The organism is Mycolicibacterium brisbanense (assembly GCF_001570425.1).
GTDB lineage: Bacteria > Actinomycetota > Actinomycetes > Mycobacteriales > Mycobacteriaceae > Mycobacterium > Mycobacterium brisbanense.
On the sequence record NZ_BCSX01000044.1, the window covers coordinates 209,187 to 226,251 of the forward strand.

Consider the following 17,065-nt stretch of genomic DNA (forward strand, 5'->3'; position numbering starts at 1 on the left):
ATTCGGTTTGCAGGAAAGCCTAGTCAGATTCTTAGAGTTTGCTCGCGAGAGGTTCTGACCGCGGTTTCCGGCCGCAGATCGAGCTTACGCAGCAGCTGTGCGTTGAGCGCGACCACCACCGTCGACGCCGACATGAGGATCGCTCCGACCGACATCGGCATCACGAAACCGATCGGCGCCAGCACGCCGGCCGCCAACGGAACCGCCATCAGGTTGTAACCCGCCGCCCACCAAAGGTTTTGCCTCATCTTTCGGTAGGACTGGCGGGACAGCTCGATCACCGACAACACCGAGCGCGGGTCCGAGCTGGCGAGAATCACGCCGGCCGACGCGATCGCCACATCGGTGCCTGCGCCGATCGCGATGCCGACATCGGCCTGGGCCAGCGCAGGCGCGTCGTTGACGCCATCGCCGACCATCGCGACCGGGCGGCCCTCGCGCTGCAGTTCGGCCACCTTGGCCGCCTTGTCCTGCGGCCGTACCCCGGCGTAGACGCGGTCGATACCGAGATCGGTCGCGACCGCATGGGCCACCGATTCGGCGTCACCGGTGATCATCACGACGGTTATGCCCTGCTCCCGCAAGGCATCGACGGTCTGGCGAGATTCCGGTCGCACCTCATCGGCCAGCCCCAGCGCACCGACCACGGCCCCGTCGACCAGCACATGCAGCACCGTGGCGCCGCGCCAGCCCGCCGTCTGCTCCAGCACGGCGTGTTCCAGGCCCTCCTGCTCCAGTAGCCGCGGGCCGCCGACCTGCACATGCCTGCCGTCGACCGTTGCGCTGACTCCGACCGCGGGAGACGAACTGAATGCGCTCGCAGCGGGCAGCGACAACCCACGACGCTGCGCAGCCTCCACGATGGCCCTGGCCAGCGGATGTTCGGAGTTGGATTCGGCGGCCGCGGCCAGGGTCAGCAGTTCGTTCTCGGTAAGGCCCGATGCCGACACCGCGGTCACCGCCGGTTCCCCGCGCGTCAGCGTCCCGGTCTTGTCGAAAAGCACCGCACCGACTGTGCGCATCGTCTCCAGTGCCAGGCGGTCCTTCACCAAGACCCCGCCGCGTGCCGCGCGTTCGGTGGCGATGGCCACCACCAGCGGGATCGCCAGGCCGAGAGCATGCGGGCAGGCGATCACCAGCACGGTGATGGTGCGCACCACGGCCTGGTCGGGTTCGCCCAGCAGGGTCCACACGGCCGCGGTCAGGACCCCTGCCCCCAGCGCGAACCAGAACAACCATCCCGCTGCCCTGTCGGCCAGTCGCTGGGCTCGCGAAGACGAGTTCATCGCGTCGTCGACGAGCCGCGCGATACCGGCCAGCGCGGTGTCGTCGCCCACTGCCGTCACACGGATCCGCAACCCCGAATCGGTGGCGACCGTGCCGCCGATGACGTCGTCGCCCACACTGCGGCGTACCGCACGCGATTCGCCGGTCACCATGGATTCGTCCATGTGGGCCGCACCGTCGATGATCCGGCCGTCCATGGGCACGCTGCCACCGGGCCGGACGAGCACCACGTCGCCCACGCGCAGCGCGTCGGGGCTGACCGTGACGACGCGCTCCGGATCGCCTTCGACGCGTTCAGCTTCGTCGGGCAGCAGGGCGGCCAGTGAATCGAGCGCGGACGTGGTCTGGGCGAGTGAACGCATCTCGATCCAGTGCCCGAGCAGCATGATGACGATCAGCAGCGCCAGCTCCCACCAGAAGTCCAGCTGGTGGTGTACCAGCCCGAGGCTCGCGCCCCATGAGGCGACGAACGCGACCGTAATCGCCAGGCCGATGAGCAGCATCATCCCCGGGGCCCGGGAACGGATCTCGCCGACCGCGCCGGTCAGAAACGGTCTCCCACCCCACAGGTACATCACGGTGCCGAGCACCGGCGACACCCAGCCGACACCGGGCACGTCCGGGATCGAGTAGCCGATGAGCATCGCGAACATCGGCGACAGCACCACCGTCGGTACCGCCAGGGCCAGCATGGTCCAGAACAGTCTGCGGAACTGGGCGACGTGATCGCCGTGCCCACCATGCCCGGAACAGCTGTGCTGTGCGTGATCGGTCATATCCATGCCCGTCATGTCCATACGACCCACCATATACCCCTAGGGGGTATATGGTCACGGGTGTCGGCGTAACTGTTGATCGCAATGCGATATCCCTCGAATACCCCGCTGGGCCGCTTCCAGATCGAAACGCTGGAAGAAGGCACCGACCGCTGCGTGGCCTCGATGCCGATCGCAGGGCTGGTGAACCCACTGACCGGGGCGCCGACCGTCGGTCCGCTGGCGATGCTGGTGGACCACATCGGCGGCCTGGCCAATCACCTGCGCCGCAATCCCGATGAATGGACGGTCACCAGCGAGTTGGCCATCGAATTCACCGGTACCGCGGCAACCGTCATCGCGAACTCGGCCGAGCAGCCGGTGACGGCGTCGGCCCGGCCGTTCGGCCCCAAAGGCCCGACGTCGATGAGCATCTGCGAACTGGCCTGTGGCCGCGTCCCGGTGGCCACCGCCACCGTGCGGTCGTTTCACATCCGCGCGCCTGAACATCTCGGGCGGTGGCCGACGCGCTCCGATGACACCGAGGCAGCCGCCGTGCCGCCGACCCTGGCCGCGCGCCTGTCGGTCGATGTCGCCGAAGGCGGCGGGGCCAAGGTGCTGCGGCAGCTGCAGGACCCGGCGCTGAACAACCTGATCGGCATCGTGCACGGCGGGATCTCTGCCACCGCACTGGAATTGGTGGCCTCCGCCGCCGTCAACGAGGGCCGCGCGCAGCACCCACTGCAGACCGCGTCACTGCGGGTCAACTATCTGCGCCAGTTTTCGGCCGGCGCTGAATCCCGTTATGAGGCAACCGCTTTGCGCGTGGGACGCAGTAGCGGCGTGGCCGACGCGAAGGCCATCGGCGCCGACGGGCAAGTGGCGCTGCTGGCCCGGCTCACGGCGTACCCGCGTATCGATTAGGTGAGGTGGTCGAACTCCCCGCTGACCCAGCGGATGTGGGTCTCGGCAGACCGGTGCACCACATCTTTTGCGGCGCTGTCGATCTCGTCGCCGCCGAGGGTGTAGAGCCGGTCGTAGTCGTAGGCGTCGAGACGTGTCACGATGCGCTGCACCACTGCCGCCGACAACGGAATGTTCTTGGGAAAACTGCGCTGGAACGACACCCAGTCGCGCGCCAGCCCGCCGCTGATGGTGTCCCCCGCCAGCAGCGTGCCGTCCGCGGTTATCGCCACCGAGCTACCCCGCATGTGCCCTCCGACGTGCACCAGGCGCACGCCGGGCACCGGCTCGACCTCGTCGTGCCACAGCTCGATCAGCAGATCCTGTTGCGGAAGCCATTCCTGGTCAAGGGCATTCACGTACACCGGCACCCGGTCGAACGCCCTGCTCCAGCTCAGCTGGGCGCCGAACATGTGCGGATGGCTGGCCGCGATCGCCGCGACACCGCCGAGCCTGCGCACCAGTGCCACGACGTCGTCGTCGAGATAGCTCGGCGCATCCCACAGCAGATTGCCGTGCGCGGTCTGCACCAGGAACGACCGGTGCCCGATCGCGAACCGAGGGACCCGGCGCAGGCTGTGCACACCGCGGCCGTGATCGGCGTATTCGGTGTGATGAGGCTGTGCGGCAAGAGCTTCCAGTGTCGTCCAGGTCCCGTGCGGCGGCAGGTCTCCGCGCTCCTCGATCGAGACCACCTCTGAGGTGAGCACGCAGCTGTTCTCCGGCGGGCGGGTATCGGAGTGAGCATGTTCGACACCGCATCCGGTGCATATCCAGGTAGGCATGCGCTCCAGGCTGACACCTCAACCGCCCTTGAGGTCAACCGTCGGGTTACAGGGCCCGCAGATTCGGTATCGCCTGCCGGGCGCCGCGGCGCGGATTGACCGCCAGCCCACTGGCTTCCAGTAGTCGGACCGCCCGTTGCCGGTGCGGCCGTAGCGGTTCCAGCAGCTCGACCATGGCGGCATCGTCGATGGGGGTACCCAGCAGGCTCAGGCCCACCACCTTGGCCAGGTGGTAGTCGCCGACCGAGAGCGCGTCGGCGTCCCCGTACACCCGTTGCACGGTCTCGGCCGCCGTCCACTCACCCACCCCGGGCAACGAACGCAGGCCGGCGACGGCCCGGTCCGCCGTGAGCCGTTCCAGCGCGTCGGCCCGCTGGGCACACCCGACGACGGTACGGGCCCGGCCCGGATCCACGTTGGCCCGGTGGAACTCCCACGACGGGATGCGGCGCCACACCTCGGCGCTGGGCGGCACCCGCATCCCGCTGGGCGCGGGGCCCGGCGCAGGAGCGCCGTACCTGCTCACCAGTGCGCGCCACGCTCGCCAGGCGTCCATGCCGGAGACCCGCTGCTCGATGATCGCCGGGATCAGGGCCTCCAGCACGCGCCCGGTGCGGCCGAGCCGCAGATGGGGCGTACGCCGATAGGCCTCGGCGATGGTCGGCTCGACTGGGTCGAAATCGCTGTCGTCATCGGCCGCGCCGAGCAGTTCGGGCAGCCCGTCGAGGAACTCGGTCGTCCCGTCGCCCCAGGCTTCGCATTCGACGGTGTCGGGCGCCGTCTTGAGGATCCGCGCGGTCACCGGGCCGGTGCGCATGAGGGTCGTGCGCCAGATGGACCCGTCGGGAGCGGTGCGATAACACGGGTCCCCACCGCCGCGGCGCAGCGGAGCCAGCGTCAGGCCAGGACTCGCCGGGCCGTCGAACACCACACTGGCGGTCGCCACCCGACCAGGTTATGCACCGACGCTGACATCCGCCTTGTCGGTGTAGAAAGCCACCCGCCCGGTGATCTCGGCGACCGCCGGATAGGCGTTTTCGTAGGTCCAGATCGCGTCGTCGACGCCGGCGACGTGGTAGTAGTTGGCCTCGCCCTTGAAGGGGCAGTACGTGGTGGTCTCACTGCGGGTCAGCGGCGCCACCACATCGGCAAGAGGGATGTACTGGACCGCGGGATACGTCGACTCCTGCAGGGTCAACGCGTCATCGGTCTGGGCGACCACCTCGCCGTTGATCCGGACGGTGACGCGCCGCCCGGTGGGTTCGATGGTGATGGGATGTGCCGCCGTCGGTTGCAGCACCGGTCGGTCTGTCATAGAGATCACAACGCGCGCTCGCGGGCGTCGAATTCCCGGCTGCGGGGTTGCGATACAACCTGGCAGAACCCGCGTGCGGCGCGTTGACTCGACACCGAGTGATCGACGAAAGGCAATGTAGGAGATGAAGCACGCAAAACTCGGTGACCTCGACGTGGCGCGGATCGGCCTGGGCACCATGGGCATGTCCTTCGCCTACGGCAGTGCGGGACGCGATGACGACGAGTCCATCCGCACCATCCACCGGGCCATCGACCTGGGCGTCACGCTGATCGACACCGCCGAGGTGTACGGCCCGTACGTCAACGAAGAGCTGGTCGGGCGGGCCCTGGCCGGGCGCCGGGACAAAGTGGTGCTGGCGACCAAGTTCGGCATGATCTCGCACACCGGCCGCGACGGCCTGGACAGCAGCCCGGCGAGCATCCGCACGGCGGTGGAGGGGTCGTTGAGCCGGCTGGGCACCGACCGCATCGACCTGTACTACCAGCACCGGCTCGACCCTGGCACGCCCATCGAGGACACCATCGGCACCCTCGCCGAACTGATCACCGAAGGCAAGATCCGGCACATCGGCCTGTCCGAGGTCGGTGTCGCGGCCATCCGCCGGGCCCACGCCGTGCACCCGATCACCGCACTGCAGTCGGAGTATTCGCTGTGGACGCGTGATCCCGAGGACGGCATCCTGCAGACCCTGCGCGAACTCGGGATCGGCTTCGTGGCCTATTCGCCGTTGGGCCGGGGCTTTCTCACCGGACAGATCCGGTCCGTCGCCGACCTGGCCGATGACGACACCCGTCGTGACAACCCCCGGTTCAGTGCCGAGAACTTCGAGCAGAACCTGGCTCTCGCGGACCAGGTGCGGGCGATCGCCGAGCAGGCCGGCGCCACCCCGGGCCAGGTCGCCCTCGCCTGGCTGCTCGCCCAGGGCGGCGACATCGTTCCGATCCCGGGAACCAAACGTGTTGCGCGACTGGAAGAGAACGTCGCGGCGGACACCGTCGTACTGACTGCCGAGCAACTGGCCACGCTCGACCAGCTGACGCCACCGGCCGGGGACCATCACACCGAGGCGCAGATGCAGATGATCGACCGCGCCCGCTGACTACGATCGGGCCATGACAGCTTCCGCCCCGGCCTGCGTGACTGCTTCTGTGTCGATCGCCGCCGATCCCGCAGCGGTGTACGCACTGATCACCGACCTGCCGACACTGGCGTCACTCGCCGAGGAGGCCTACACGATGCAGTGGAAGAAGGGCGATTCGGCCACGCCCGGTTCGGTGTTCGTCGGCCAGAACCGCAACGGCTCACGCACGTGGAGCACCACCTGCACGGTCACCGACGCCGACCCCGGCAGGACGTTCGCGTTCGACGTGAAGTCGCTGGTGTTCCCGGTGGCGCACTGGCGCTACGACATCGCCGCGACCGAAACCGGGTGCACCGTCACAGAATCGACGTGGGACCAGCGCGCGGGGTGGTTCAAGTTCGTCGGGGGCCTGGCCACCGGGGTTACCGACCGGGGCGGCGCCAACGCCGAACACATCCAGCGGACGCTCGAGCGGCTCAAGGCTCGCGCCGAACGGTGACCGCTCGTGCGGGTAGCCGGCGATGACGCCGGCGACCCGCGCGGACCCCGATATGCCGGGGAACATCGTTGTTCCTGCCATTCGCCGATCAATTTCTGCCACCGGAATTATCCCTCTGACCACTGTGTTTGGACAGGCAGAACGGCACGGACCACCCGGAGCCGGAGGTAAAGAGGGAGACAGAGATGAAGAAGTTCGGGATCGCCGTCATCACCGCAGGCGCACTGGGCACGGGCCTGCTCGGTCTGGCCGCCCAAGCGCAGGCCGCCGTTCCCACCGCAGTGTCGTCGACGGTCATCTCGACCGGTGTCGATCACCTGGGCTGGCTTGATCAGATCCAGCCGAAGGTGAACGTGCCCAGCGTCGACAACACGGTGCGTCACAGCGGCCGCTGACCGTACGCAGACGAGAAAGGGGCATCCCAGCAGGGGTGCCCCTTTCTCGTTGCCATGCCTCAGAACGCGTAGCGGTGGTACTGCGCCATGTACCGCAGTGCGGGCAGCGTTCCCATCACCTTCACGGTCCACCGGTAGTACCAGACCACGTGGTCGAACGCGTCGTCGTCGAACGGTGACGTCCAGGCCAGCAAGCGGGTGCCCGGTACGGCGTCGAGGATGTCCTCGGGTTTGTTGATCGCCCAGTGCAAGTGAGCTCCGGCCCGGCGCACGACGGCGTTCATCCACTGCGCCTTGATGCCCAACCGGTTGAACGCGTCGAATTGCAGTTCGCCGGAATCGAATCGGTCCACCACCCTGCGCAGCAGGGCGACCCCGTCCTGCTCCGTGAGGTACATCGTCAGCCCCTCACCGATCAACAGGGTAGGCCGATCGGCCGGAATGCCCTGCAGCCAAGCAGGATCCGTGACCGACGCGGAGACGACGTGGTAGTGCTCGGCAGCCGGATACAGCTGCGTGCGCAACCGCGCGACATCGGGGTAATCGATGTCGTACCACTCGACACCCGGGCCGGGTGCCAGCCGGAAAAACCGGCTGTCCAGCCCACACCCCAGGTGCAGCACGACGGCTTCGGGGTGCACCGCCAGGAACTGGCGGGCCCACCGGTCGAAGTGTGCGCTGCGGGTGGTCACCGCCGGCGAATTCGCGGCCGTGATGCTGGTCTGGCTCCAGTCGTAATCGATGCGGTCGACGATGTCCCTGGCCCAGGTGTCGTGCAGGACGGAGTTCGGCAGGTCGGCGTCGAGCGCCTTGGCGTAGAACGTCGCGAGCATGGTCTGCGGCGCGCCACGCAGGTCGACCTTGAGCTTTTCGGTCATGCTCGCCAGGCTAGCGCGGTAATACGGTTGCAGCACAAGCCTTTAACGCCTACCGGCGTGGCGTTCAGCCCTGCTTGGCGGCACGTCTCGCCGCGCGCACGCCCACCCAGAACCGAGCCGCCTCCCGCACGGCATCCTCGACCGACCCTGGGCGCCAACCCAATTCACGCTCGGCCTTGCCGTGGTCGACGGGAGCCTCGGCACGCATCAGCCGCAGCGATGCCAGCGACATCTGCTCCTCGGTGCCCTTGAGTCTGCCCTTGATCGTGCCGATCGTGGCCAGCGCGTACGTGAGCGGCAACGGAATTGTCTTCGCGGGTGGCGCGACACCGGCGGCGTCCGCGGCGATGCGGGCCACCTCGGCGTTACTGATCATCTTCGCCGAGATGAGGTAACGCTCGCCGACGCGCCCCTTGTCCGCAGCGAGGATCAGTGCCCGGGCGGCGTCGTTGACACCGACGGCTTCCAATTCGATCCCGCTCATCACGAACGGCAGCTTGCCGAATGCGGCGCCCGCGATGATGGATCCGTGCGGGGTGCGACCCCAGTCGCGGCCGCCGTAGGTGGTCGAGACGCACATCGCGACGGCGGGTAGCCCACGTTCGCGGGCGTACTGCAGCACCAGGTTCTCGGCCTGCACACGGGACCGCACGTACGGAGTGAGGCGTCTGAGCTGGTTGTCCCCGATGACGTGGTCCTCGGTGGACACCCGGCCGCGCCGTCGGTCCACGGTGGCATAACTGCTGGTGAATACGAAACGTCGTAACCCAGAAGCGATCTCGGGCTCAACGGCGATGTCGAGCACGTTGCGGGTGCCCTCGACGTTGGTGCGGAACAGCGGCGCTGGGTCGCGCAGCCAGCCGCGGGTGTCGACGACGCAGTAGTAGACGACGTCGGCGCCGGTCATCGCCGTGCGCAGCACATCGTTGTCCCAGATGTCGCCGAGAAACCGGGTGACGTCGAGATCGTCGATACCGATCGTGTTGGCGCCGGACCGCACCATCACCCGGACGTCTTCGCCTGCCTCGACGAGCTGGCGGGTGACGTGCGAGCCCAGGTAGCCGTTGGCGCCGATGACCAGAGCGGTCATGCCTGCCGTCCCATCTTCTCCATCCGCTGCATCCAGTGCGCCGCCTCGTCGGACAGCGTGCCGAGCTCGGCGGCTTTCCGGCACCACTTCATCGCGGCGGACACGAACCGCAGTGGGTTGTAGATGTCCTCTTGGCGGGACCACTGCCCGTCGCCGGCGTAGGTGATGATCGAGATGTTGGTCGCGCTGATGATGGTGCCGTCGCCCGGGTCGACCATCGGGTTGTCCAGCTCGCAGATGATCCGCCCAGTCGATTCGTCGATCACATGCCAGAGCGCCGGGAACGCCGTCATGTAGCTGCCCGGGAAGCTCGTCATGGTCTTCCAGATCCAGGACCGCACTTCGTCGCGGCCCTTCATGGTGCCCGCGGCGTGCTCGATGTACTCGACGTCGGGCGTGTAGTGCTCCACCCAGACGTCCCAGTCCTTGGTCGTGGCGGCGCGGTCGACGGTCTTCTCGAAGGTCGCGAACGCTGCGGCCAGCTCGTCGCGGCTGAACGTCTTGCTCACCCAAGAACTAGAACACGTTCTACCACTCGGCGGCAAGCACCTGCCGGTCCCCCAACGGCGCGGACAGCGGCACGTCCACCGTCCCGCGGACCGCCAGCGCGATACACATTCGTCCCACCGATTCCGGTGGCGTTCCGCCACGCAGGTCCACTGTGACGGTCCGATCGGTCTCCTGCGCGGTGACATGCACACCGAAGCAATCCGGGGTGCCCGCGGTGAAATTCACCGCGAGACCCTCGCCGCTGCGGGTCCAGGATTCGATGCGGGTGACATGCGGGGCGACGATGGCCGGGTTGTCGACGAATACCGTGCGGCCCGCGTCCGGCGCCGCCTCGGGCACGGCTGTCGGCTCTGCGGCAGCCTCGCCGGCTCCGGCGCTCAGGAGTAAACAGGCCAGAGCTGCGGTTACAGCTATGCGCATGGGTCCAACCGTAGCGCCGGAGCACAATGGGACCCACCAGCCCTACCGACCCCTATTGAAGGAGCGAGCGCAATGAGCAACTACTCCACGGCAATTCTCGCGGGCGGCTGCTTCTGGGGCATGCAGGATCTCATCCGCAAGCAGCCGGGGGTGGTGTCGACGCGGGTGGGCTACACCGGTGGGCGCAACGACCACCCCACCTACCGCAACCATCCCGGCCACGCCGAGGCCGTCGAGATCGTCTACGACCCCGCCAAGACCGACTACCGGGCGCTGCTGGAGTTCTTCTTCCAGATTCACGATCCGAGCACCAAGGACCGCCAGGGCAACGACGTCGGCACCAGCTACCGGTCGGCGATCTTCTACCTCGACGACGAGCAGAAGCGCATCGCGCTGGACACCATCGCCGACGTGGACGCGTCGGGGCTGTGGCCGGGCAAGGTGGTCACCGAGGTCACGCCCGCCGTCGACTTCTGGGAGGCCGAGCCCGAGCACCAGGATTACCTGCAGCACTTCCCCAACGGCTACACCTGCCACTTCCCGCGGCCGGGTTGGAAGCTGCCGAAGCGCCAGACCGCCAGCCAGTAATCGCTACTGTCCCAGCGGGGTGGCGCGCCGGTGCACGACGATCCGGCCGCCCGACTTCGGGGTGTAGGCCACTCCGCGGGAGTGCACTTTTTCACCCGGTGCCGTGGTGGTTTCGATGACGAAGTGCCGCAACACCGTTCGCAGCACGACGTCCATCTCGACATTGGCGAACGCGGCGCCCACGCACCGCCGGGTGCCGCCGCCGAAGGGGATCCAGCCCAGGCCCGGTCGGTTGCCCACGAAGCGCTGCGGGTCGAACCGGCCCGGGTCGGGGAACTCTTCGGGCCGTTCCTGGATCGCGGCGAGCGCGACGATCACCGAGTAGCCGCGCGGGATCATCCAGTCGCCGAGTTCGAATGAAGGCGCGTAGACGTGGCGGCCGGCGAAATCGATGACGGTGCGGACCCGCTGGATCTCGAGGATGGCCGCCTGGCGGTACTCGTTGCCGTCGGTCGCGGCCTCGGCGACCAGTTGCGCAAGAACCTCGGGGTGGCGGCTGATGCGTTCGAACGCCCATCCCAGCGTGGACGCCGTGGTTTCGTGGCCTGCCGCCAGCAGGGTCAGCAGCTCGTCGCCGATGTCCTTGCGGGACATGGCCGAACCGTCCTCGTAGGTGCTGCGGAGCAGCAGCGCGAGAATGTCGTCGCGATGCTCGAATTCCGGATCGGATTCGATCCGCTCGATCAGCTGGTCGATCACCGCGTCGTACTGCCTGCGGTATCTGGCGAGTCGCGCCCACGGGCTGAACCGGCCGTAGTCCCGCGTCGGGGTGGGCAGCACGGCGAGCCGTGACCCGAGGGTCACCCAGGGCGGGATGATGCGGCGCAGCTCGTCGAGTTGTTCGCCGTCGGCGCCGAACACCGCCCGCAGGATGGCGTTGAGGGTGATCCGCATCATCGGTTCGAGGGTTTCGAACTCCTCACCCTCGGGCCAGTTGGCCGATTCGCGGAGGGTTTCCTCTTCGAAGATGGCCTCGTAGTTGCGGATGCTCTTGCCGTGGAACGGCGGGGTCAGAAGCTTGCGGCGGCGCCGGTGATCGGTGCCGTCGAGGGCGAAGACCGAGCCGGAGCCGAGGATGCGGCTCAGGTTGGGCTGGACGTTGCCGACGTCCTCGGTGTTGGCCTGGAACAGCTGCTTGGCCAGCTGCGGTTCGGCGACGATGACCGTGCGCCCGAACATGGGTAACCGCAGGGTGAAGATGTCGCCGTAACGCCGGGAGATCCGTTTGACCATCCACCGCCGCGCCAGGGCATACCCGGCGCCCTGCAGCACGACGGGGATTCGGGGGCCGGGCGGAATACGCGCCTCGGTGATTTCGGGGTGTACGACGGTCACTGTTTCGGTCATGCCATCTCCAGCCACACGTTGGTACTGCCGTGTACCACTAACGTGTGTAGTACGGTACTCGCAGGTACCAAGAGACGCAAGGGTGGTGACATGACTGCTGCACTCGCGGGTTCCGGATCTCCCGCCGGAACCGACGCCTTCCGGTTGCGCCTGCTCGACGGGCTCGCGGCAGCCATCACCGACAAGGGATATCGGGAAACTACGGTGGCCGACGTCGTCCGGCACGCCCGCACCTCCAAGCGCACCTTCTACGACCAATTCTCCAGCAAGGAAGCGTGTTTCATCGAGTTGCTGCGACTCAACAACGCACGGCTGGTCGGCGAGATCCGGGCCGCCGTCGATGCCGACGGGCCCTGGCAGGACCAAATCGAACAAGCCGTCGGCGCCTACGTCGACCACATCGAATCAGCCCCCGCGGTCACCTTGAGCTGGATCCGGGAACTGCCCGCGCTCGGCGCCCAGGCCCGCCCGCTGCAGCGCGAAGCGATGCGCGAGCTCACCGATCTGCTCATCGATCTCAGTGCGAACGCGGGGTTCCGCCACGCCGAACTGCCGGAGCTGACCCGGCCGATGGCGATCATCCTGCTGGGCGGGCTGCGGGAACTGACCGCGATGATCGTCGAAGACGGCCGCGAAATCCGTGAGATCTACGGTCCGGCCGTGGCCGCGTCACAGGCCATCCTCGGCCCGCGCGCCGAGTCAGCCGAGCATCAGTCGCGCTGATTTCTCCAGTCGGCGCGCGATCGCCGGATATGCCTCGTAGCCCATGCCGGCCCGCACGAGCGCCCCGGAGTAGAGCAGCTCCAGCGAGTCGATGACATCGGGATCGGTGTCCGGGCCGAGCGCAGCGGCGAGCCGCCCGCGGATGTCGGCGCCGATGCGCTGGCGCAGGACCTCGACGTCAGGATCTCTGCCGAGCAGGGCATTGGTCACCGCACCGGCGAATTCGGGCTCGTCGGCCACCAGCGACGCGATGTGCTGCAGCACTTCCACGACCCTGGTCGCCGGGTCCGGCGAGGTATGCGGTGCGGGTGGAGCGCCTGCGAGCCTGCGCCAGAACACCTCGGCGACAAGGTGTTCCTTGGAAGAGAAGTAGGTGTAGGCCGTCGCTGACCCGACGCCCGCCTCGGCCGCCACCCGGCGCACGGTCAACCCCGCGAAACCTTCTCGCCGGATGAGTTCGACCGCGGCGCGGCCCAGACGTTCGACGGTGTCGGCTTGCCGCGCGGTCAGCCGACGGCGCGTCGACTCCAGGGCCGGATCGGACACGTGTCCGGACGCTACTACAACACCGGTGGACCAGCAACGTAGATTGGGGTCCCATGAGCGACGCAGGCGGCGCGAATCGACGCACGAGCACCACCGAAACTGTGCCACCTCCCCTGTCACCACGCGCCGAGCGTCTTATCGCACTGGCCGAGCAGGTCACCGGCTTCATGCCTGCCGACGAGGGCCGTGCCCTCTACGACGCCGCGCTCCGCTATCTCGACGGCGGGGTCGGCGTCGAGATCGGGACGTACTGCGGCAAGTCGACAGTGTTGCTCGGTGCAGCCGCGCAGGAAACCGGTGCGGTGATCTACACCGTCGACCATCACCACGGGTCCGAAGAGCACCAGCCGGGTTGGGAATACCACGACACGTCGCTGGTCGATCCCGTCACCGGACTGTTCGACACGTTACCGACCATGCGGCACACTCTGGACGCGGCCGGGCTCGACGAGCACGTCGTGGCGGTGGTCGGAAAGTCGCCGGTGGTGGCCCGCGGCTGGCGAATGCCGTTGCGGCTGTTGTTCATCGACGGCGGCCACACCGAGGAAGCCGCACAGCGCGATTTCGACGGCTGGGCCCGCTGGGTCGATGTCGGTGGTGCACTGATCATCCATGACGTGTTCCCGAATCCCGCCGACGGCGGCCAGGCCCCGTTCCACATCTACCAGCGGGCGCTGGGCACCGGTGCGTTCCGTGAGGTGGGTGTCACGGGGTCGATGCGGGTGCTGCAACGCACTTCGGGTGCAGCCGGCCGGCTGGACTAGCGGTCGCTGACCACGCACTCGCAGTCGAACTCGCCTTCCAGGCCGCGCGGCAGGCCCTCGCCCCGGAAGATGCCGCTGGCAGGCGTGGTCGACGACAGCGCGTCGGCAGCCAGGATCATCGCCGCACCTGTCCAGGTCGTGCGTTCCTCGGGCCAGCGTTTACCGTCCGCGAAAACCAGTCCGGTCCAATAGGATCCGTCGTCTTCACGCAGATGCTGCATGGCGGTGAACTGCTGGTGCGCCCGCCGGCTGTCACCGATCGCGTCCAGCGCCATCACCAGCTCGCACGTCTCGGCGCCGGTGACCCATGGCCGGTGATCCACACAGCGGATGCCCAGCCCCGGCACCACGAAGTCATTCCAGCGGTCCTCGATACGGGCCAGGGCCGCCGCTCCCTGCAGGGCCCCACCCAGCACCGGGTAGTACCACTCCATCGCGTGGGTGTCCTTGGCGGAGAAGGCTTCCGGATGTGCAACGATGGCGTGGCCGAGTCGCCCCAGCGCGACCTCCCATTCCGGCTGCGGATCGTCGAGGTAGTCGGCGAGCGCCAACCCGCACCGGATGCTGTGGTAGATGCTCGCGCAGCCCGTCAGCAACGCCTCGCGCACGGGGCCCGATGACGTACTGGCCCAATAGATCTCGCCACCGGAGGCTTGTAGTCCGAGGACGAAGTCGATGGCCGCGGTCACCACAGGCCACATCGTCTCGGCGAACCGTCGGTCGCGGGTGATCAGCACGTGATGCCAGACCCCGGTCGCCACGTAGGCACAGAAGTTGCTGTCGCTGTTGGCATCCTCGATGACGCCTGCTCGCAACTGGATGGGCCAGGACCCGTCCGGCCGCTGCGCGGTGCGGCACCAGTCGAACGCCGCCCGGGCCGGCTCGATGAGCCCGGCCACGGTGAGTGCCATGGCGTTCTCGACGTGATCCCACGGGTCGGTGTGCCCACCGTCGAACCAGGGCAGCGCACCTGAAGTCTCCTGGGTCGCCGCGATCGACTCTGCTGTCTTGCGGCACGCGGCGGGCGTCAGGACACCCGCGACCCCGGGAGCTTCAGTCCGTCGCAACGTTCACCGCCCGCTCGATGAAGTGGGCTTCTCGAAATACAGTGCGACACTCTTGCCGATCACCGGGTTGAGCAGGGACTCGGCCGCCCTGGTCAGCCAGGGCCTGCCCATCATGTCCCACACCAGCAGCTGGTGATATGCCTTGACCGCGGGGTGCTCGTTCTTGTCCGTGCCCACAAGGCATTTCAGCCACCAGTACGGTGAATGCAGGGCGTGGGCGTGATGGGTGTGGGTCAACTCCAGACCGTGGGCCAGCACCTTGTCGCGCAACGCGTCGGCGTGATAGATCCGGATGTGCCCGCCCTCGTTGGCGTGGTATTCGTCGGACAGCAGCCAGCACACCTTCTCCGGCAGCCAGCGCGGCACTGTGATGGCCAGCGTGCCACCAGGTTTGAGCACGCGCACCAGTTCGGCGATGGCGCGGTCGTCCTCGGGTACGTGTTCGAGGATCTCCGATGCGATGACGCAGTCGAAACTGCCGTCGGCATACGGCAAATCGAGGGCGTCGCCTTTGACGGCCGCACCCTTGGCCGAGAGGGGAACGTGCCCCTCGTCGCGCATGGCGCGCAGCATCGTCTCGACGTCGTTGAGGTCCGACACGCTCTGGTCGAAGCCGATCACGTCGGCACCGCGCCGGTAAGCCTCGAAGGTGTGCCTGCCGGCGCCACAGCCGACGTCGATCACGGTGGTACCCGGGCCGATGCCGAGCCGGTCGAAGTCAACGGTCAGCACCTCGTCATCCCTCCGCTCCTGGCACGCGCCATCTCGTACACCGAAACAGTCTGTGCAGCAACCGATTCCCAACTGAACACCGAGACCGCGCGCTGCCGTCCCGCCGCGCCGAGCCTGCGCCGCTCCAACGGCGAGTCGAGCAACTGGCCGAGCACCGCGGTGAGCTCGTCGACGTCGGCGGGCCGGACGAGCCGGGCGCACTCACCGTCGTTGCCCACCACCTCAGGCAGGGCTCCCGCCCGGCTCGCCACGATGGGCGTGCCGCTGGCCATCGCCTCCACCGCCGGCAGCGAAAAGCCTTCGTACAGAGAGGGTATGCAGGCGACCTCGGCAGAAGCCAGCAGGTCGGCCAGCTCTCCGTCGGACAGCCCGCTGGAACTGTGCACGATGTCGGAGATGCCGAGCTCGGCAATGAGTTTCTCGGTGGGGCCGTTGGGTTCCAGCTTGGACACCAGCTGGACGTCCAGGTTGCGTTCCACGCGCAATCGGGCAACCGCATGCAGCAGGTGACTGATGCCCTTGAGTGGTACGTCGGCGCTGGCGATCGCGATGATCCGGCCACTGACGCGCTTGTCGGACGGCTTGAACAGCTCGGTGTTCACCCCGAGCGGCACGACGTGCAACTGCTCCGGGGACACCCCGAAGTCCTCGGCGATATCTGCCGCGGAGGATGTAGACACCGTCAGCAGCTCCGGCATCCGCCGAGCCACCCGCTTCTGCATCTCCGCGAAGCCATACCACCTGCGCACCAACGGTTTACGCCACCACGTGGCAGCCGCGACCTCGACCAGCCGATCACGGGTGATGGGGTGATGCACCGTGGCGACGACTGGCAGGCCCAGATCAGCGATCTTCAGCAGCCCGGTGCCGAGGCTCTGGTTGTCGTGCACGACGTCGAACTCGTCACGGCGGCGGGCCAGCATCCGCGCGGCCCGCATGGTGAACGTGCGGGGTTCGGGGAAACCCGCCGTCCACATCGTCAGCAGTTCGAGCACGTCGATGTGGTCACGAATCTCGCGCAGTCGTGGCACCCGGAACGGGTCTGGTTCGCGGTAGAGGTCGAGGCTGGGCACCTCGGTCAGCTTGACCCTGGGGTCCAGGATCTCCGGATAGGGCTGGCCGGAGAACACCTCGACCTCATGCCCCAATTCGGCCAGCCCGGCACTGAGGTGACGGACATAGACGCCCTGGCCGCCGCAGTGGGTCTTGCTTCGATAGGACAGCAACGCGATACGCATAGTCAGCTCACTCGTCGGCGGAAACGGCGCTGAACAGGGCAGACGGACTCACGCAGCGACTCCGGACCCTCTGGACATG

General features: G+C 67.6%; 20 protein-coding genes. 7 read left to right on the forward strand and 13 right to left on the reverse strand.

What is annotated here, in order from left to right; all coding sequences use genetic code 11:
- Window positions 1-23: 23 nt before the first annotated feature.
- A complete protein-coding gene (locus RMCB_RS25300) occupies window positions 24-2,078 on the reverse strand; it encodes a heavy metal translocating P-type ATPase (RefSeq protein ID WP_407662143.1) in 2,055 nt (684 codons plus the stop codon).
- Between the two features lie 69 nt (window positions 2,079-2,147).
- Here RMCB_RS25300 and RMCB_RS25305 point away from each other — a divergent pair, with 69 nt between their 5' ends.
- Window positions 2,148-2,966, forward strand: a complete 819-nt coding sequence (locus tag RMCB_RS25305) for a PaaI family thioesterase (protein ID WP_062830942.1) — start codon at window positions 2,148-2,150, stop codon at window positions 2,964-2,966.
- On the opposite strand, the gene RMCB_RS25310 is transcribed toward RMCB_RS25305, so the two are convergent.
- From RMCB_RS25310 to RMCB_RS25320, 3 genes are read right to left on the reverse strand one after another with little or no spacing between them, the layout of a single operon-like run.
- Window positions 2,963-3,790: an MBL fold metallo-hydrolase gene (locus tag RMCB_RS25310; RefSeq protein WP_063979670.1), complete on the reverse strand. Its 828-nt coding sequence runs from the start codon at window positions 3,788-3,790 to the stop codon at window positions 2,963-2,965. The two genes, RMCB_RS25305 and RMCB_RS25310, sit on opposite strands and share 4 nt — an antisense overlap.
- Window positions 3,791-3,836: 46 nt before the next feature.
- On the reverse strand, window positions 3,837-4,736 hold the full coding sequence (locus RMCB_RS25315) for a DNA-3-methyladenine glycosylase family protein (RefSeq protein WP_029371824.1): 900 nt from the start codon (window positions 4,734-4,736) through the stop codon (window positions 3,837-3,839).
- 9 nt (window positions 4,737-4,745) lie between these two features.
- Entirely contained in the window at window positions 4,746-5,105 is a 360-nt protein-coding gene (locus tag RMCB_RS25320) for a DUF427 domain-containing protein (RefSeq protein WP_029371822.1), read from the reverse strand.
- Window positions 5,106-5,229: 124 nt separating this feature from the next.
- Between RMCB_RS25320 and RMCB_RS25325 the strand changes: the two genes are divergently transcribed.
- From RMCB_RS25325 to RMCB_RS25335, 3 genes are all read left to right on the forward strand, one after another.
- Window positions 5,230-6,207, forward strand: coding sequence for an aldo/keto reductase (locus RMCB_RS25325; protein ID WP_062830943.1), 978 nt, complete (start codon window positions 5,230-5,232; stop codon window positions 6,205-6,207).
- Window positions 6,208-6,220: 13 nt separating this feature from the next.
- Complete coding sequence (locus tag RMCB_RS25330; RefSeq protein WP_062830944.1) at window positions 6,221-6,688, forward strand: SRPBCC family protein; 468 nt, start codon at window positions 6,221-6,223, stop codon at window positions 6,686-6,688.
- Between the two features lie 185 nt (window positions 6,689-6,873).
- The gene (locus tag RMCB_RS25335; protein ID WP_062830945.1) at window positions 6,874-7,083 is read left to right on the forward strand and encodes a hypothetical protein; all 210 of its coding nucleotides are present in this window, start codon (window positions 6,874-6,876) and stop codon (window positions 7,081-7,083) included.
- Window positions 7,084-7,142: 59 nt separating this feature from the next.
- Here the strand turns inward: RMCB_RS25335 and RMCB_RS25340 are convergent, their stop codons facing one another.
- From RMCB_RS25340 to RMCB_RS25355, 4 genes are all read right to left on the reverse strand, one after another.
- Window positions 7,143-7,961, reverse strand: coding sequence for a class I SAM-dependent methyltransferase (locus RMCB_RS25340; protein ID WP_062830946.1), 819 nt, complete (start codon window positions 7,959-7,961; stop codon window positions 7,143-7,145).
- A gap of 64 nt (window positions 7,962-8,025) precedes the next feature.
- Window positions 8,026-9,051, reverse strand: coding sequence for an NAD-dependent epimerase/dehydratase family protein (locus tag RMCB_RS25345; protein ID WP_062830947.1), 1,026 nt, complete (start codon window positions 9,049-9,051; stop codon window positions 8,026-8,028).
- Window positions 9,048-9,560 (reverse strand): nuclear transport factor 2 family protein, encoded by a 513-nt coding sequence (locus tag RMCB_RS25350; protein WP_062830948.1) that lies wholly within the window; start codon window positions 9,558-9,560, stop codon window positions 9,048-9,050. Before RMCB_RS25350 ends, RMCB_RS25345 begins: the two co-directional genes overlap by 4 nt.
- A gap of 19 nt (window positions 9,561-9,579) precedes the next feature.
- The gene (locus tag RMCB_RS25355) at window positions 9,580-9,981 is read right to left on the reverse strand and encodes a hypothetical protein (RefSeq protein ID WP_062830949.1); all 402 of its coding nucleotides are present in this window, start codon (window positions 9,979-9,981) and stop codon (window positions 9,580-9,582) included.
- 72 nt (window positions 9,982-10,053) lie between these two features.
- Between RMCB_RS25355 and msrA the strand changes: the two genes are divergently transcribed.
- Entirely contained in the window at window positions 10,054-10,569 is a 516-nt protein-coding gene (gene msrA / locus RMCB_RS25360) for a peptide-methionine (S)-S-oxide reductase MsrA (RefSeq protein WP_062830950.1), read from the forward strand.
- 3 nt (window positions 10,570-10,572) lie between these two features.
- Here the strand turns inward: msrA and RMCB_RS25365 are convergent, their stop codons facing one another.
- Entirely contained in the window at window positions 10,573-11,916 is a 1,344-nt protein-coding gene (locus tag RMCB_RS25365; protein WP_062830951.1) for a cytochrome P450, read from the reverse strand.
- A gap of 90 nt (window positions 11,917-12,006) precedes the next feature.
- Here RMCB_RS25365 and RMCB_RS25370 point away from each other — a divergent pair, with 90 nt between their 5' ends.
- On the forward strand, window positions 12,007-12,639 hold the full coding sequence (locus tag RMCB_RS25370; protein WP_029371808.1) for a TetR/AcrR family transcriptional regulator: 633 nt from the start codon (window positions 12,007-12,009) through the stop codon (window positions 12,637-12,639).
- On the opposite strand, the gene RMCB_RS25375 is transcribed toward RMCB_RS25370, so the two are convergent.
- Window positions 12,616-13,185: a TetR/AcrR family transcriptional regulator gene (locus RMCB_RS25375; protein ID WP_029371807.1), complete on the reverse strand. Its 570-nt coding sequence runs from the start codon at window positions 13,183-13,185 to the stop codon at window positions 12,616-12,618. The genes RMCB_RS25370 and RMCB_RS25375 overlap by 24 nt on opposite strands.
- 53 nt (window positions 13,186-13,238) lie before the next feature.
- Between RMCB_RS25375 and RMCB_RS25380 the strand changes: the two genes are divergently transcribed.
- The gene (locus tag RMCB_RS25380; protein ID WP_062830952.1) at window positions 13,239-13,949 is read left to right on the forward strand and encodes a class I SAM-dependent methyltransferase; all 711 of its coding nucleotides are present in this window, start codon (window positions 13,239-13,241) and stop codon (window positions 13,947-13,949) included.
- Here the strand turns inward: RMCB_RS25380 and RMCB_RS25385 are convergent.
- Genes RMCB_RS25385 through RMCB_RS25395 form a run of 3 tightly spaced genes read right to left on the reverse strand, consistent with a single transcriptional unit; the run spans window position 13,946 to window position 16,986 of the window.
- The gene (locus RMCB_RS25385) at window positions 13,946-15,016 is read right to left on the reverse strand and encodes an MMP endo-(1,4)-3-O-methyl-alpha-D-mannosidase (RefSeq protein ID WP_062830953.1); all 1,071 of its coding nucleotides are present in this window, start codon (window positions 15,014-15,016) and stop codon (window positions 13,946-13,948) included. The genes RMCB_RS25380 and RMCB_RS25385 overlap by 4 nt on opposite strands.
- A gap of 3 nt (window positions 15,017-15,019) precedes the next feature.
- On the reverse strand, window positions 15,020-15,748 hold the full coding sequence (locus RMCB_RS25390; protein WP_029371804.1) for a class I SAM-dependent methyltransferase: 729 nt from the start codon (window positions 15,746-15,748) through the stop codon (window positions 15,020-15,022).
- On the reverse strand, window positions 15,742-16,986 hold the full coding sequence (locus tag RMCB_RS25395) for an MMP alpha-(1->4)-mannosyltransferase (protein WP_062830954.1): 1,245 nt from the start codon (window positions 16,984-16,986) through the stop codon (window positions 15,742-15,744). Before RMCB_RS25395 ends, RMCB_RS25390 begins: the two co-directional genes overlap by 7 nt.
- Between the last annotated feature and the right edge of the window lie 79 nt (window positions 16,987-17,065).

Coding starts and splice junctions, on each gene's coding strand:
- RMCB_RS25335 (WP_062830945.1), top strand. CDS start 6,874: ATGAAGAAGTTCGGGATCGCCGTCATCACCGCAGGCGCACTGGGCACG.
- msrA (WP_062830950.1), top strand. CDS start 10,054: ATGAGCAACTACTCCACGGCAATTCTCGCGGGCGGCTGCTTCTGGGGC.
- RMCB_RS25365 (WP_062830951.1), bottom strand. CDS start 11,916: ATGACCGAAACAGTGACCGTCGTACACCCCGAAATCACCGAGGCGCGT.
- RMCB_RS25395 (WP_062830954.1), bottom strand. CDS start 16,986: ATGCGTATCGCGTTGCTGTCCTATCGAAGCAAGACCCACTGCGGCGGC.
- RMCB_RS25310 (WP_063979670.1), bottom strand. CDS start 3,790: ATGCCTACCTGGATATGCACCGGATGCGGTGTCGAACATGCTCACTCC.
- RMCB_RS25340 (WP_062830946.1), bottom strand. CDS start 7,961: ATGACCGAAAAGCTCAAGGTCGACCTGCGTGGCGCGCCGCAGACCATG.
- RMCB_RS25345 (WP_062830947.1), bottom strand. CDS start 9,051: ATGACCGCTCTGGTCATCGGCGCCAACGGCTACCTGGGCTCGCACGTC.
- RMCB_RS25320 (WP_029371822.1), bottom strand. CDS start 5,105: ATGACAGACCGACCGGTGCTGCAACCGACGGCGGCACATCCCATCACC.
- RMCB_RS25330 (WP_062830944.1), top strand. CDS start 6,221: ATGACAGCTTCCGCCCCGGCCTGCGTGACTGCTTCTGTGTCGATCGCC.
- RMCB_RS25380 (WP_062830952.1), top strand. CDS start 13,239: ATGAGCGACGCAGGCGGCGCGAATCGACGCACGAGCACCACCGAAACT.
- RMCB_RS25370 (WP_029371808.1), top strand. CDS start 12,007: ATGACTGCTGCACTCGCGGGTTCCGGATCTCCCGCCGGAACCGACGCC.
- RMCB_RS25325 (WP_062830943.1), top strand. CDS start 5,230: ATGAAGCACGCAAAACTCGGTGACCTCGACGTGGCGCGGATCGGCCTG.
- RMCB_RS25355 (WP_062830949.1), bottom strand. CDS start 9,981: ATGCGCATAGCTGTAACCGCAGCTCTGGCCTGTTTACTCCTGAGCGCC.
- RMCB_RS25300 (WP_407662143.1), bottom strand. CDS start 2,078: ATGACGGGCATGGATATGACCGATCACGCACAGCACAGCTGTTCCGGG.
- RMCB_RS25305 (WP_062830942.1), top strand. CDS start 2,148: ATGCGATATCCCTCGAATACCCCGCTGGGCCGCTTCCAGATCGAAACG.